Origin of the sequence: Streptomyces sp. Root1310 (assembly GCF_001426425.1) — a bacterium.
Taxonomy (GTDB): Bacteria; Actinomycetota; Actinomycetes; order Streptomycetales; family Streptomycetaceae; genus Streptomyces.
Genome location: NZ_LMEQ01000032.1, coordinates 232,713 through 247,171, shown reverse-complemented (window position 1 = coordinate 247,171; position 14,459 = coordinate 232,713). Strand labels below are relative to the sequence as shown.

Annotated in this window: 15 protein-coding genes; 8 read left to right on the top strand and 7 right to left on the bottom strand. The window is 70.0% G+C overall.

Annotation, left to right across the window (positions count from 1 at the left end; genetic code table 11):
• Positions 1-107 precede the first annotated feature (107 nt).
• From ASD48_RS34360 to ASD48_RS43890, 3 genes are all read right to left on the bottom strand, one after another.
• A complete protein-coding gene (locus tag ASD48_RS34360; RefSeq protein ID WP_057605775.1) occupies positions 108-833 on the bottom strand; it encodes a response regulator transcription factor in 726 nt (241 codons plus the stop codon).
• 329 nt (positions 834-1,162) lie between these two features.
• Positions 1,163-3,880, bottom strand: coding sequence for an aconitate hydratase AcnA (gene acnA / locus ASD48_RS34355; RefSeq protein ID WP_057605774.1), 2,718 nt, complete (start codon positions 3,878-3,880; stop codon positions 1,163-1,165).
• A gap of 227 nt (positions 3,881-4,107) precedes the next feature.
• The gene (locus tag ASD48_RS43890) at positions 4,108-4,368 is read right to left on the bottom strand and encodes a hypothetical protein (RefSeq protein WP_057605773.1); all 261 of its coding nucleotides are present in this window, start codon (positions 4,366-4,368) and stop codon (positions 4,108-4,110) included.
• Positions 4,369-4,758: 390 nt separating this feature from the next.
• Here ASD48_RS43890 and ASD48_RS42805 point away from each other — a divergent pair, with 390 nt between their 5' ends.
• From ASD48_RS42805 to ASD48_RS34340, 3 genes are all read left to right on the top strand, one after another.
• A complete protein-coding gene (locus ASD48_RS42805) occupies positions 4,759-4,959 on the top strand; it encodes a DUF4236 domain-containing protein (protein WP_079074149.1) in 201 nt (66 codons plus the stop codon).
• 64 nt (positions 4,960-5,023) lie between these two features.
• On the top strand, positions 5,024-6,553 hold the full coding sequence (locus ASD48_RS34345) for a UDP-N-acetylglucosamine 1-carboxyvinyltransferase (protein WP_057605772.1): 1,530 nt from the start codon (positions 5,024-5,026) through the stop codon (positions 6,551-6,553).
• Positions 6,554-6,768: 215 nt separating this feature from the next.
• Positions 6,769-7,164 (top strand): helix-turn-helix transcriptional regulator, encoded by a 396-nt coding sequence (locus tag ASD48_RS34340; RefSeq protein ID WP_057605771.1) that lies wholly within the window; start codon positions 6,769-6,771, stop codon positions 7,162-7,164.
• 305 nt (positions 7,165-7,469) lie between these two features.
• Here the strand turns inward: ASD48_RS34340 and ASD48_RS34335 are convergent, their stop codons facing one another.
• The gene (locus tag ASD48_RS34335) at positions 7,470-7,910 is read right to left on the bottom strand and encodes a hypothetical protein (RefSeq protein ID WP_057605770.1); all 441 of its coding nucleotides are present in this window, start codon (positions 7,908-7,910) and stop codon (positions 7,470-7,472) included.
• Between the two features lie 552 nt (positions 7,911-8,462).
• Between ASD48_RS34335 and modA the strand changes: the two genes are divergently transcribed.
• Genes modA through ASD48_RS34320 form a run of 3 tightly spaced genes read left to right on the top strand, consistent with a single transcriptional unit; the run spans position 8,463 to position 11,361 of the window.
• The gene (gene modA / locus ASD48_RS34330) at positions 8,463-9,302 is read left to right on the top strand and encodes a molybdate ABC transporter substrate-binding protein (RefSeq protein ID WP_057605769.1); all 840 of its coding nucleotides are present in this window, start codon (positions 8,463-8,465) and stop codon (positions 9,300-9,302) included.
• Positions 9,299-10,159, top strand: a complete 861-nt coding sequence (gene modB / locus ASD48_RS34325) for a molybdate ABC transporter permease subunit (RefSeq protein ID WP_057605768.1) — start codon at positions 9,299-9,301, stop codon at positions 10,157-10,159. The genes modA and modB overlap by 4 nt, the downstream gene beginning before the upstream one ends.
• Positions 10,156-11,361, top strand: coding sequence for an ABC transporter ATP-binding protein (locus tag ASD48_RS34320; protein ID WP_079074148.1), 1,206 nt, complete (start codon positions 10,156-10,158; stop codon positions 11,359-11,361). The genes modB and ASD48_RS34320 overlap by 4 nt, the downstream gene beginning before the upstream one ends.
• Before the next feature lie 62 nt (positions 11,362-11,423).
• Here ASD48_RS34320 and ASD48_RS34315 read toward each other — a convergent pair whose 3' ends face one another.
• On the bottom strand, positions 11,424-11,864 hold the full coding sequence (locus ASD48_RS34315) for a DUF6299 family protein (RefSeq protein WP_057605767.1): 441 nt from the start codon (positions 11,862-11,864) through the stop codon (positions 11,424-11,426).
• A gap of 230 nt (positions 11,865-12,094) precedes the next feature.
• Here ASD48_RS34315 and ASD48_RS34310 point away from each other — a divergent pair, with 230 nt between their 5' ends.
• Complete coding sequence (locus ASD48_RS34310; protein WP_057605766.1) at positions 12,095-12,298, top strand: DUF5999 family protein; 204 nt, start codon at positions 12,095-12,097, stop codon at positions 12,296-12,298.
• Positions 12,299-12,605: 307 nt separating this feature from the next.
• Here ASD48_RS34310 and ASD48_RS34305 read toward each other — a convergent pair whose 3' ends face one another.
• On the bottom strand, positions 12,606-13,004 hold the full coding sequence (locus tag ASD48_RS34305; protein WP_057605765.1) for a Rid family hydrolase: 399 nt from the start codon (positions 13,002-13,004) through the stop codon (positions 12,606-12,608).
• Positions 13,001-14,137 (bottom strand): acyl-CoA dehydrogenase family protein, encoded by a 1,137-nt coding sequence (locus tag ASD48_RS34300; protein WP_057605764.1) that lies wholly within the window; start codon positions 14,135-14,137, stop codon positions 13,001-13,003. Before ASD48_RS34300 ends, ASD48_RS34305 begins: the two co-directional genes overlap by 4 nt.
• Between ASD48_RS34300 and ASD48_RS34295 the strand changes: the two genes are divergently transcribed.
• Positions 14,128-14,340: a hypothetical protein gene (locus tag ASD48_RS34295; RefSeq protein WP_057605763.1), complete on the top strand. Its 213-nt coding sequence runs from the start codon at positions 14,128-14,130 to the stop codon at positions 14,338-14,340. The genes ASD48_RS34300 and ASD48_RS34295 overlap by 10 nt on opposite strands.
• Positions 14,341-14,459 lie beyond the last annotated feature (119 nt).

Sequence of the window (14,459 nt, the reverse complement as noted above, 5' to 3'; positions counted from 1 at the left end):
ATCGGTCGGACAGGCGTCGGGAGGACGAGTACCGGCCGAACGGGCGTCTGCCGGACGGGCGGTCCTCGAACCGGCAGCACGCGGGCGGACGTTGCTGGGACGGGTCCTCATCTTCCGTCCTCCACCGGCCTGATGGCGTACCCCAGTCCGCGCACGGTGTGGATCATGGGTGAACGTCCCCGGTCGAGCTTGCGGCGCAGGCTCGAGATGTACACCTCGACGAGGTTTCCGCCGCCGTCGAAGGAACTGGTCCAGACGTGATCGAGGATCTGTGTCTTGCTCAGGACCTGCCGCGGGTGCTCCATCAGCAGGCTGAGCAGTTCGAACTCCTTGGCGGTCAGGGCGATCCGCGAACCGTCCCGGTGCACCTCACGGGACTGGCCGGTCAGCACCAGGTCGCCGAGGACGCGTACGGAGTCGTCGGTGCGGGTCCGTTCGGCACCGGACCGGCGCAGCAGCCCGCGCAGTCGCAGCACGACCTCTTCGAGCGAGAACGGTTTCGTGACGTAGTCGTCGGCCCCGTTCGCCAACCCGTCGATACGGAACTCCAGGGCGTCGCGGGCGGTGAGCATGAGGATGGGCAGCTCGGGGTTCTCGTAGCGCAGACGGCGCAGCACCTGGACGCCGTCGAGGTCGGGCAGCATGCCGTCGAGGACGACGGCGTGCGGGGCGCAGCCGCGCGCAATCCTGAGCGCGCTGTGTCCGTCGGCCGCCGGGTAGGGGCGCCAGCCCGCCTCGGTGACGGCCACGGAGAGCACTTCGGTGAGCGCGGGCTCGTCGTCGACGATCAGAACGCGGACCCGTCCGCTTCGGGTACCGGAGATGCCAGCCATGTCCTGATCCTGTCCCGGTTGGCTGGGGGAACCCTGTGCTCCGACTGAGCCGAAGCCGTGTGAAACGGGGCTCCTCCCATGCGGGCCGGCCCGTGGCGGCGCACGGCTTTCCTTCCCGGCCCCGGGCAGGTCCGCCGGCTGCCTGCCGACCGCTTGCCGACTGCCGTGGTCCGAAGGGGTAGCGGCACTGCTCGGCCGCGGGGCCCAACGTCCGGGCGGCACGGCGGAGGGCCGCACCCCCACTGACGGGGATGCGGCCCTCCACTACCGTGCCGTACTGCTTGCGGAACCGTTTGCCTGATCGGTTGCGGAACCGCTTGCCCGATCGGTTACTTGCGGATCAGGCTGCGCAGCACGTACTGCAGGATGCCGCCGTTGCGGTAGTAGTCCGCCTCACCGGGGGTGTCGATGCGGACGACCGCGTCGAACTCCACACCGGTGTCGGTGGTGACCTTGACCGTCGCGGGGGTGGTGCCGTCGTTCAGCTCGGTGATGCCGGCGATGGAGAAGGCCTCCTCGCCGGTCAGGCCGAGGGTCTCGGCGGACTGGCCCGCCGGGTACTGCAGCGGGATGACGCCCATGCCGATGAGGTTCGAGCGGTGGATGCGCTCGTAGGACTCGGCGATGACGGCCTTGACGCCGAGCAGCGCGGTGCCCTTGGCGGCCCAGTCGCGGGACGAGCCGGAGCCGTACTCCTTGCCGGCCAGGATGACCAGCGGGATGCCCTGCTCGATGTAGTTGCGCGAGGCGTCGTAGATGAACGACACCGGCGCGTCGGCCTGGGTGAAGTCGCGGGTGTAACCGCCTTCCGTCCCCGGCGCGACCTGGTTGCGCAGGCGGATGTTGGCGAAGGTGCCGCGGATCATGACCTCGTGGTTGCCTCGGCGCGAACCGTAGGAGTTGAAGTCACGTCGCTCGATGCCGTGCTCGGTGAGGTACTTGCCCGCCGGGGTGTCGGCCTTGATCGCACCGGCCGGGGAGATGTGGTCGGTGGTGACCGAGTCGCCCAGCTTGGCCAGGACGCGCGCGTCGGCGATGTCGGAGACCGGGGTGGTCTCCATCGTCATGCCCTCGAAGTAGGGGGGCTTGCGGACGTAGGTCGACTCGGCGTCCCACTCGAAGGTGTTGCCGGTCGGGATCGGCAGCGCCTGCCACTGGGCGTCGCCCGCGAAGACGTCCTGGTAGGACTTGTTGAACATGTCCTCGCCGATGGCGTTCGCCACGACGTCGTTGACCTCGGCCTCGGAGGGCCAGATGTCGGCCAGGAAGACCGGCTTGCCCTCCTGGTCGACACCGAGCGCGTCGCGCGTGACGTCCACCTTCATGGAGCCCGCGAGGGCGTACGCGACGACCAGCGGCGGGGAGGCCAGGTAGTTCATCTTGACGTCGGGGTTGATCCGGCCCTCGAAGTTCCGGTTGCCGGAGAGGACCGAGGTGACCGCGAGGTCGTGGTCGTTGACGGCCTTGGAGACCTCCTCCGGCAGCGGGCCGGAGTTGCCGATGCAGGTGGTGCAGCCGTAGCCGACGAGGTTGAAGCCGACCTTGTCGAGGTACGGGGTGAGGCCCGCCTTGTCGAAGTAATCGGTTACGACCTTCGAACCCGGGGCGAGCGTGGTCTTGACCCACGGCTTGCGGGTCAGGCCCTTCTCCACGGCCTTCTTCGCGACGAGCGCGGCGGCGACCATGACGTACGGGTTGGAGGTGTTGGTGCAGGAGGTGATGGCCGCGACCGTCACCGCGCCGTGGTCGATCTCGTACGTCGAGCCGTCGGGGGCGGTCACGGTGACCGGGTTGGACGGGGCGCCGTTGGGGTGGTTGGCCGGGGCGTCGGAGGCCGGGAAGGACTCCTTGCCCGCCTCGTCGGCGGTGTCGACGTAGTTGAGCACGTCCGTCTTGAACTGCTCGGCGGCGTTCGCGAGGACGATGCGGTCCTGCGGGCGCTTCGGGCCGGCGATGGACGGGACCACCGTGGAGAGGTCCAGCTCGAGCTTCTCGGAGAAGTCCGGCTCGGCCTGCGGGTCCAGCCAGAGGCCCTGCTGCTTGGCGTACGCCTCGACGAGCGCGACCTGCTGCTCGGAGCGGCCGGTGAGCTTGAGGTACTTCAGCGTCTCGTCGTCGATCGGGAAGATCGCGGCGGTGGAGCCGAACTCCGGCGACATGTTGCCGATGGTGGCGCGGTTCGCGAGCGAGGTGGCGGCGACGCCCTGGCCGTAGAACTCGACGAACTTGCCGACGACACCGTGCTTGCGGAGCATCTCGGTGATGGTCAGCACGAGGTCGGTGGCGGTGGTGCCGGGGGTGAGCTCACCGGTGAGCTTGAAGCCCACGACGCGCGGGATCAGCATCGAAACCGGTTGCCCGAGCATCGCGGCCTCGGCCTCGATGCCGCCGACGCCCCAGCCGAGGACGCCGAGGCCGTTGACCATGGTGGTGTGCGAGTCGGTGCCGACCAGGGTGTCGGGGTAGGCCTGGCCGTTGCGGACCATGACCGTGCGGGCGAGGTGCTCGATGTTCACCTGGTGGACGATGCCGGTGCCCGGCGGGACGACCTTGAACTCGTCGAAGGCGGTCTGGCCCCAGCGCAGGAACTGGTAGCGCTCCTTGTTGCGGCCGTACTCCAGCTCGACGTTCTGGGCGAAGGCGTCGTTGGTGCCGAACTTGTCGGCGATGACGGAGTGGTCGATGACCAGCTCGGCCGGGGCCAGCGGGTTGATCTTCGCAGGGTCGCCGCCGAGCTCCTTGACGGCCTCACGCATGGTGGCGAGGTCGACGACACAGGGCACGCCGGTGAAGTCCTGCATGATCACGCGGGCCGGCGTGAACTGGATCTCCTGCGACGGCTGGGCCTGGGAGTCCCAGTTGCCGAGCGCACGGATGTGGTCGGCGGTGATGTTCGCGCCGTCCTCGGTTCGGAGCAGGTTCTCCAGCAGCACCTTCAGGCTGTACGGAAGGCGAGCCGAGCCTTCCACCTTGTCCAGCCGGAAGATCTCGTACGACTCGTCGCCCACCTGCAGCGTGCTGCGGGCGTCGAAGCTGTTCGCCGACACGACAGTCTCCTTCATTGATGTGCGCTTACCACCGCATCCTGCCGCCACGCAGACTTGGCCGATCCGCTAAGGTCAGGCTAAGTTAGGTAACCCTTACCAGGGTGGGCGGCTGCGGGGCGCCTCGGCAGATATCTCGATGTCGAGATAACTCTAGTACATGGGGGCTGAATGGTCATGCCCGGGCTCGCTGTCCGCTCCCGGGGAAAGCCGGATGCCGTACTCGGCGGTCAGGCCGGCAGCGCCCGCCGGGAAGCGGTGACGAGTATGCCGCCGGTGAAGCGCACGCCGTCCGTGACCTCGGCCACGCACCGCGGAGGCGGCACGAAGGCCCGCGCCTCCTCGTCCTCCGAGAGCTCCGCCTCCGCCGGAACCAGGCCCTTCGTGGGACCCTCGAAGACGTCGACACCCAGGGCGGCACGCCGAACCGCGTCTTGGACGGCACTGCCGCCGGGATCCGGCGTCCGGACACCCCTCCACCTGATCCGCAACCGCGTTCCGGGCGCCCGAGCCGCAATCGCGCCGCCTCCGGACGCTGGTCCCGGATCAGCCGGGTAACCGTTATCGACGAAGGTGTCGTAGGAGCCGTCGGCAGAAAGCGGTCGGCGGAAACCCTCCCTCCCGCTCGATCCGCGCGTACTTCCGCTCGCTCACGAAATCGGTTTCCGGCCCGGCAACTCCGATCCGGCCCGTTCCGACCCAGCCCAGGCCGGCCCGGCGCAGCTTCACCGCACCGTACGCGACGGTGGCGGTAATGGCGGTGCGGGACGTCGACGCCTGAACGAGCGTCGAGGTGAGGGGTATTGAAGGCGCCCCGGTCATGAGCCCGCCGACTCGGGGTAGACGGGTGCGGACGGACGCCACGCAACCAAGGAGGCCCGATGCCCCTCACCTTCCGCAAAAGTTTCCGCATCCTCCCCGGGGTGCGCCTGAACATCAATCGTCATTCCTGGTCGATCACGACCGGCGGCGGCAAGCACGGACCGCGTCACACGCACAGCAGCACCGGACGTCGTACGACATCGGTTGATTTGCCCGGACCTTTCGGGTGGCGGCGTACGCGTAAGGAGAGGCACCATTGACGAGACGTCACCCGAATGGACCCCCCAAGAGGTGCCATCTCATATCTGAGATAACCTCAACCCCATGGCAGACGACTACCTCGTACGCATCGGCAAGCTCATCCGTGACGCCCGGCAGCATCGGGGCTGGACACAGGCGCAGCTGGCCGAGGCGCTCGCAACCAGCCAGAGTGCCGTCAACCGCATCGAGCGAGGCAATCAAAACATCAGCCTTGAGATGATCGCTCGAATCGGTGAAGCTCTGGACAGTGAAATCGTCTCTCTGGGCTACGCGGGACCGATGCACCTGCGGGTGGTGGGCGGTCGGCGGCTGTCCGGCGCGATCGACGTGAAAACCAGCAAGAACGCTTGCGTGGCCCTGCTGTGCGCCTCGCTGCTCAACCAGGGGCGCACGGTGCTGCGCCGGGTCGCCCGGATCGAGGAGGTCTACCGCCTCCTCGAGGTCCTGAACTCCATCGGCGTACGGACCCGTTGGGTCAACGACGGTGTCGACCTGGAGATCGTGCCGCCGGCCGAGCTGGACATGGCCGCGATCGACGCCGAGGCCGCCGTACGCACGCGTTCCATCATCATGTTCCTCGGCCCGCTGCTGCACCGGATGAACCACTTCAAGCTGCCGTACGCCGGTGGCTGCGACCTCGGTACGCGGACCATCGAACCGCACATGATCGCGCTGCGCCGGTTCGGGCTGGAGGTCGCGGCGACGGAGGGCCAGTACCACGCCGTCGTCGACCGCGCCGTCCGCCCGGACCGGCCGATCGTGCTGACCGAGCGCGGGGACACGGTTACCGAAAACGCTCTGCTGGCGGCCGCCCGGCACGACGGTGCAACCGTTATCCGCAACGCCTCCTCCAACTACATGGTCCAGGACCTGTGTTTCTTCCTGGAGGCGCTCGGGGTACGGGTCGAGGGCATCGGCAGCACCACGCTCACCGTGCACGGCGTGCCCGACATCAACGTCGATGTCGACTACTCGCCGTCCGAGGACCCGGTCGAGGCGATGAGCCTGCTGGCCGCCGCCGTCGTCACGGAGTCGGAGCTGACGGTGCGCCGGGTGCCGATCGAGTTCCTGGAGATCGAGCTGGCGGTCCTGGAGGAGATGGGGCTCGACCACGACCGCACGCCTGAGTACCCGGCCGACAACGGCCGCACCCGTCTGATCGACCTCACGGTCCGGCCCTCCAAGCTGGAGGCGCCGATCGACAAGATCCACCCGATGCCGTTCCCCGGGCTGAACATCGACAACGTCCCGTTCTTCGCGGCCATCGCGGCCGTCGCGCAGGGCAAGACCCTCATCCACGACTGGGTCTACGACAACCGCGCGATCTACCTGACCGACCTGAACCGGCTCGGCGGACGACTCCAACTCCTCGACCCGCACCGGGTGCTGGTCGAGGGGCCGACGCGCTGGCGGGCCGCCGAGATGATGTGCCCGCCGGCCCTGCGTCCCGCGGTCGTCGTGTTGCTGGCGATGATGGCGGCGGAGGGCACGTCGGTGCTGCGCAACGTGTACGTCATCAACCGCGGTTACGAAGACCTGGCCGAGCGGCTGAACTCCGTCGGGGCGCAGATCGAGATCTTCCGGGACATCTGACGGACGAGTGCCGCCGCGTCTTCTCCGATCCGCACGGGCGCGGGCGCAGGTTCGGAGGGGGCGCGGCGGCACTGTGGGTTTTCTCTGAGCCTGGGTTTCTGAACCTGGGTTTCTGAACCTGGGTCGGGGAAGCGGGCCTCGGCTCTTCCCTGCGTCGGAGGGACGCACACCCCTGCGGACGGTCGGGTGGCCGTTGATCGCCTATCTTGGCGCCTATGCAGTCCTACACGATCGGCCAGGCGGCGCGTCTGCTCGGGGTGAGTCCGGATACCGCGCGGCGGTGGGCTGACGCGGGCCGGGTGGCCACACACCGGGACGAGGGCGGGCGACGCCTCATCGACGGCAGGGATCTGGCTGCCTTCTCGGTGGAGCTGGCCAAGGCCGGCGGCGGCGAGGAGGGTGCCTCGTACACCTCGGTCCGCAACGCGTTTCCCGGCATCGTCACGGCCGTGAAACTCGGTGATGTCGCCGCCCAGGTGGAGATCCAGGCAGGGCCGCACCGGCTGGTGTCGTTGCTGACGCGGGAGGCCGTGGAGGAACTGGGGCTGGAGGTCGGGGTGGAGGCCACCGCCCGGGTGAAGTCGACGAACGTGCACATCGACCGGGCCTGAGCACGCGGAGCAGCCGTGGCCGCCACCGGTCAGGCCCGGCGGTGACCGGACGGACGTCGGCCGCGGGCACGCGCCGGACACACCGGTGCCGCCCGTCGCGGCGTGCTCGGCCGGCGCCCCGGCTTCGTCAACGCGACCCTCGATCACGCGCGCCTCGGCCATACGGCCCCTCGACCACGCGGCCCCTCGGCTTCGTCGCGATCACCGCCCCGGGCGGGGGGGGCGGTACGGGACGACCAGGACGCCGGCCGGTTGCCCCCGGCTCACGGGGCGCTCTCGCTCGTCGCGGCAGGAATCGCTCAGCATCACGCCCACGAGTTGTAGCCGCCGTCCACGCGGATCGCGCTGACGCCGCTGATGTGCCGGGCACCGCAGCGGTCCTGCGGAAGGACGAGCTGGGGTCCGGCGCGGTCGAGCGGGGTGTCGTCGATGGTGACCGCGAGGAGGACGGGCGCGCGCCCGAAGTCGGGGTCGATCTCCGCCCAGGCCAGCAGGGCGTGGTGACCGTCCGCCCCGGACACCGCGATGAGGAAGCTCAGACGGTCCTTGCGCCGGGTCGGGTCGAAGGCGGGGCCGGCGTCCACGAGAACGTCGTGCAGCAGCGGTCCGGTGAAACGGTGGTGCCGGACGCCGCTGGTGGCGCACGCGAAGGTCACCTCGGCCTGATGCTGCGGCCAGCCGAGCAGATCGGGCACCGTGAGTCCGGCCGCCCGGGTCGGATCGCCGACGAGGACGAGTTCCGCCACCGGACCGACAGCCGCACCGCCAGCCGCGCCGACGGCTGTTTCGGCGAAGGTTTCAGTAGCTGTTTCAGCGAAGGTTTCCGGGGCGGTTTCAGCAACCGTTTCAGCAACCGTTTCAGCGGCTGTACCGGCGGTCGTACCGGCGGCTGCGAGGGACTGGGGCACGGGCTACCACCTCCTGGATGACCGCACCCGGACCTGCCTGCCGTGCAAACGCACATGCCACCCCGAACGATCTCGGTCCCGGCTCATGCGAAGTGACAGGAGACTTTTACCTTGCATCTGCGGCAGTATCATCAGCGCATGCACACCTACCGGATCGGGGACGCCGCCGCCTTGCCCGGTGTCAACGCCGACACCGTGAGGTGCCTGGTCGACGGCGGGAAACTCACTGGCGCCGGCCAGCCGCGAGCCGGCCGATGAACCGGAGCCGGAGCCCGGTGGTCCGGCGGTTGCCGTGATCAACCCGACCAACGTGGTCGTCGAGAGACCGTGGATGGTCCGTCAGGACCACACGTGATTGTGTCCGTCAGGACCAGAGGGAGTGGACCCGTGATGACCCGTACCGCGCGCCGGACCGGCCGACCGATGCAGGTGGCCGCCCTGGGAGTCACCGCGCTGCTGGCCCTGAGCGCCTGCTCGTCGTCCGACGACTCCTCGTCGACGGACGCGAACTCCGCCGCCTCCGGGTCTGCGTCCGCGTCCGCGTCGGACCAGCTGTCCGGCACAGTCACCGTTTTCGCCGCCGCTTCGCTGAAGGAGAGCTTCACGACGCTGGGCAAGCAGTTCGAGAAGGCGCACCCGGGTACGAAGGTGACCTTCAGCTTCGGCGGCAGCGACTCCCTCGCCGCGAGCATCACCGGCGGCGCCCCGGCGGACGTGTTCGCGTCCGCCAGCCCCAAGACGATGAAGATCGTCACAGACGCGGGGGACGCCTCGGGGACGCCCGCCACCTTCGTCCGCAACCAGCTGGAGATCGCCACCCTGCCGGGCAACCCCGACAAGGTCGCCTCCCTCAAGGACCTCACCAAGTCGAGCCTGAAGGTCGTGCTGTGCGACAAGACGGTGCCCTGCGGCGCCGCCGCCCAGAAGGCCCTCGACGCGAGCAAGCTGAAGCTCACCCCCGTCTCCCACGAGCAGGACGTCAAGGCCGCCCTGACCAAGGTGGAGCTGAAGGAGGCCGACGCCGCCGTCGTCTACAAGACCGATGTGCACGCGGCGGGTGACAAGGTGGAGGGTGTGGAGTTCCCCGAGTCGGCAGACGCCGTCAACGACTACCCGATCGTCCAGCTCAAGGACGCGCAGAACAGCGAGGCGGCCAAGGCGTTCATCGCGCTGGTGCAGTCCGCCGAGGGCCGGAAGGTCCTGACCGAGGCCGGGTTCCTCCAGCCGTGACCCTCCCGACCGGCAGGTCCGATGTCGCGGCAGACACCGTCCGGGGTGGGCCGCGGCGCCGGCGTGTCCGGGCCCAGGTGCGCGGCGCGCCGCTGCCCCTGCTCGTGCCCGCGCTGATCGGCGTGGCGTTTCTGGTCGTGCCGCTGATCGCCCTGCTGGTGCGGGCCCCGTGGCGCAGTCTGCCCGAGCTGCTGACCAGCGCCGAGGTGTGGCAGGCGCTCCGGCTGTCGCTGGTCTGCGCCACCGCCGCCACCGCCGTGAGTCTGGTCGTCGGTGTGCCGCTGGCCTGGTTGCTGGCCCGCGTCGAGTTCCCCGGTCGGGGCCTCGTCCGGGCCCTCGTCACCCTGCCGCTCGTCCTGCCGCCGGTGGTCGGTGGTGTGGCGCTGCTGATGGCGCTGGGCCGCAACGGCATCGTCGGGAGGACGCTGGACTCCTGGTTCGGCATCACGCTCCCGTTCACCACCGCCGGGGTCGTGGTCGCCGAGGCGTTCGTCGCCATGCCGTTCCTCGTCATCAGTGTCGAGGGCACCCTGCGCGCCGCCGACCCGCGCTACGAGGAGGCGGCCGCCACCCTCGGCGCCTCCCGTTTCACCGCGTTCCGCCGGGTCACGCTGCCGCTGATCGCGCCGGGCATCGCGGCCGGCGCGGTTCTGGCGTGGGCCCGGGCGCTGGGCGAGTTCGGCGCGACGATCACCTTCGCCGGCAACTTCCCCGGCCGTACCCAGACCATGCCGTTGGCCGTGTATCTGGCCCTGCAGAGCGACCCGGAGGCCGCCATCGCCCTCAGCCTGGTCCTGCTGGTCGTGTCCGTCGCGGTGCTGGCGGGCCTGCGCGACCGTTGGATGACAGCGGGATGACCAAGCCAGAGCCCCCGCCCTCGCCCGAGCCCGAGCCCGAGCCCGAGCCCGGGAAGGCCGCCGCCGGCTCCCGGGCCGTCCGCGACCCGCGCGACCTCCGCGACGGCCACCGCGCCGACACGTTCCCGGACGGGCTCGACGTCCGCCGCGCAGGCTCCTCCACGGACGGGCTCGACGCCCACCTGGTCGTGCAGCGCGGCGCGTTCCGGCTCGACGTGGCGCTGAACGTTGCGCCGGGTGAGGTGGTCGCCCTGCTCGGTCCGAACGGCGCGGGAAAGACCACCGCGCTGCGCGCCCTGGCCGGTCTGACGCCGCTCACCGACGGCCGGCTACGCCTGGACGGCAGCGCGTTGGACGGTACGCCGCCGGAGTCCCGCCCGGTCGGTGTCGTCTTCCAGGACTACCTGCTCTTCCCGCACCTGACCGCCCTGGACAACGTGGCTTTCGGGCCCCGCTGCCAAGGCGCGACGAAGGCGGCGGCCCGTGCCCAGGCCGCCGAGTGGCTGGACCGGCTGGGTCTGGCGGCGCACGCCGGCGCCAAGCCGCGCAGGCTGTCCGGGGGCCAGGCCCAGCGGGTCGCGCTGGCCCGTGCGCTGGCGACCCGACCGCGGCTGCTGCTCCTCGACGAGCCGCTGGCGGCCCTGGACGCCCGCACCCGGCTGGAGGTCCGCGCCCAACTCCGGCGCCACCTGGCCGAGTTCGAGGCCGTGGCCGTCCTGGTCACCCACGATCCGCTGGACGCCATGGTGCTCGCCGACCGGCTGGTCGTCGTCGAGCACGGGCGGGTGGTCCAGGAGGGGGCGCCCTCCGACATCGCACGCCATCCCCGTACGGACTACATCGCCCAGCTGGTCGGCCTGAACCTCTACCGGGGCGAGGCCGACGGTCACACCGTCCGCCTCGACGCCGGCTCGCCCATCACCACCACCGAGGTCCTGTCCGGCCCGGTGTTCGTGGCGTTCCCGCCGAGCGCGGTCACCCTCTACCGCGACCGCCCGACCGGCGCCAGCGCCCGCAACCTCTGGCACTGCGAGGTCGCAGGCCTGGAGACGCACGGCGACCAGATCCGCGCCGACCTCACCGGCGAACTCCCGCTCGCCGCGGACCTCACTACGGTCGCCGCGGCCGAACTCGATCTGCACCCGGGGGCACCGGTCTGGGCGGCGGTGAAGGCCACACAGACCCACGCTTACCCGGTCTGAGACGGAGCTGGGAGCCGGCCCTCCCGTGCCCGTCAGGGGGCCCGCCGCCCAGGACCGGATGCTCAGCCGGTGGTCAGCGTGGTGGTCAGCGTGATGTCCCGCTCCTGCGCCGCGTGGAAGCGGGGCAGCGGCAGGCCGCCCTGGGGGCGGAGCTCCATCAGTGTGGCCTCGACGTGGGCCGCACCGGGTTCGAGGTCGGCCGGACCGGCCTTGCCGGTGTTCTTCCAGGCGTGCTCGGCGCCGTCGCACAGGGCGCGGGTGCCGCCGATGCCGTGCCGTACCTTCCCGGAACCCTGGCCGACGGAGGAGCTGACGAAGACGGGACCCGTGTTGCCGAGACAGCGGTAGGTACCCGAGAGGGTGATGGTGCCGTCCGAGGCGATGCCGCCGACCGGGTCGACGGTGACGGACTCCGACGGATCGGCGGTGGCCGTGACCGTCGGGACGGCGAGCAGGAGCAGTACGGCACCGACGGCCGCGGAGAGGGCGGGACGCAACGACATGGGAGAACCTCCTGTTGTGGGGGCCTCCACTGGTACCGGGCGGGCGCGCCCGGGGCGGTGATCGTCACTCCTTCGGTGGCGAGTCCGCACCTGTCGTCGACGAACGGTCCTGGACTTGTCCTGGTGCTGTCACGCTTGCGGGCACCCTCTGGAGATGCGGGCGGGACGGGCGCATGGTCTGTCCATGGGGGCCGACCGGACGGCCGACCCCACCGACGTGGAGGTGCTCCATGTGTTCCCACCAGCTTCCCAGCGCTTCTGCCGGCGCCCGGCCGGTACACCTCGCGCACATCGTCGCCGCCCACCCCGAGCAGGGCTGGAGCCTGCTGTGTGACGGCACCATCGTCTTCGACGACTCCGGCGAACTGCTGCCCGACGGCCGGGTCGTGGACCCGCACCGGGTGACCGCCGGAGCGCTGGCCGTCGCCGCCTGACCTTGATCATCGGGACGGGCCCGACGTCCGCCTCCACCCGAGCCGGTTACTGACATCGGTTACCGAACCGAGCTACCGCGCCTGCTTGCCGGAAACGGTTACGGAAACCCGTCGCGATACGGCTACGGCAACGGCAACAGCAACAGCAACGGACCGCCGATACCGGTTACGGAAACGGGTTACGAAACGGACCGCTGGCCCGGATTACAGAACGGACCGCCGATACCGGTTACCGAAACGGGTTACGGAAACGGGCCGCCGATACCGGTTACCGAATCTGGCAGCTGACACCGGTGACGGCCCCGGTTCACCCGAGTACCGCGAACCCGTCCAGTTCGACGAGTGCTTGCTCGTCCCAGAGGCGCACGATCCCGACGACCGCCATCGCCGGATAGTCGCGTCCCGCCACTTCCCGCCAGATCGCGCCCAGTTCAGAAGCTCGCTCGCGATAGGCGGCGACATCCGTGACGTAGACGGTGACACGCGCCAGATCCGAGGCCGCACCGCCCGCCGCCGTCAGCGCGGCCAGCAGATTCGTCAGCGCCCGATTGAACTGCTCCGGCAACGTCTCCCCCACGATCTTCCCGTCGGTATCGAGTGCGGTCTGGCCGGCCAGGAAGACGATCCGCTCACCGGCGGCGACGACGGCATGGGAGAAGCCGAGGGGCGGGGAGAGTTCGGGCGGGTTGACGCGTTCGATGGTCACCTGGCCTCCAGGTCGGCGAGTTCGGCGTACAACTCCCTTGCGATGATGCCGCGTTGGACCTCGCTGGCACCTTCGTAGATCCGTGGCGCGCGCACCTCCCGGTAGAGGTGCTCGAGGAGGTGGCCGCGCTGTAGGGCCCGAGCGCCGTGGAGTTGGACGGCCGTGTCGACGACGTACTGCGCGGTCTCGGTGGCGAACAGCTTGGCCATGGCGGCCCGCTTCGGGACGTCCTGGGCTCCGCTGTCGTACGCCGAAGCCGCCGCGTGAACCATCAGACGCGCGGCCTCCGTGCGCAGAGCCATCTCGGCGACCTGATGGGCCACCGTCTGAAGGTCACGCAACTTGCCGCCGAAGGCGTCCCGTCGGGCGGTGTGGACCAGGGTCGCGTCGAGGGCGGCCTGCGCCATGCCGACGGCGAAAGCTCCGACGCTGGGGCGGAACAGGTTGAGGGTCCCCATGGCGACCCGGAAACCGCGGTCGGGTTCGCCGAGCACGTCGTCCGCCGCGACCGGGACGGCATCGAAGCGGAGGGCCCCGATGGGGTGCGGGGAGAGCATGTCGAGCGCGGAGCCGGTGAGACCCGCACGGTCGGCAGGAACGAGGAAAGCGGTTACGCCGCGGGCGCCGGCCCTCGGGGTGGTGCGGGCGAAGACGGTGTAGAAGTCGGCCTCGGGAGCATTGGAGATCCAGCACTTCTCCCCGGTGAGCCGCCAGCCGTCCGGTCCGTCCCGCTCGGCGGCCAGAGACAGGGCCGCCGCGTCCGAGCCCGCGCCCGGCTCGCTCAGCGCGAAGGCGGCGATCGCGGTGCCGTCGGTGACGCGGGGCAGCCAGTACTGCCGCTGGGCAAGGCTGCCGTGGGCGTGGACCGGATGCGCGCCCAGCCCTTGCAGCGCGAGCGCGGTCTCCGCCTCCGTGCAGGTGTACGCGAGGGACTCGCGCATCAGGCAGAGGTCGACGGCACCGGAGGTGAACAGTCGCGACAGCAGGCCGAGCCGACCGAGTTCGGCGACGAGCGGGCGGTTGACGCGACCCGGCTCGCCCTTCTCGGCGAGTGGGTGCAGCCGTTCGGCGGCAAGGGCACGCAGTTCGGCGCACCAGGCGGCCTGTGCCGGTTTGAGCGAGAATGCGGGCATCGCCTGTCCCCTCTGCCGTACGTGACCTGCTGTTCCTGTTCCTGTCGTTCCTGTTCCTGTCGTTCCTGTTTCTGCCGTTCCTGTTTCTGCCGTTCCTGTTTCTGCCGTTCCTGTTACTGCCACTGCTGCCGTTGCTGTTTTCCCGTTGCCTGTTTCCGTTTGCCTGTTTCCCGCTTGCCTGCTTCCGCTGCGCCGGCTCCTGACGTGTTCGTGCCCCCGTATGCGCTGCCCGGACGGTTACGCCCACCCCCGACGGTATCGCGTACCGTTGACTGTCGTCACCAACGCGCTACGCTCCTTGCGCGACCCCAAGACGACGCCC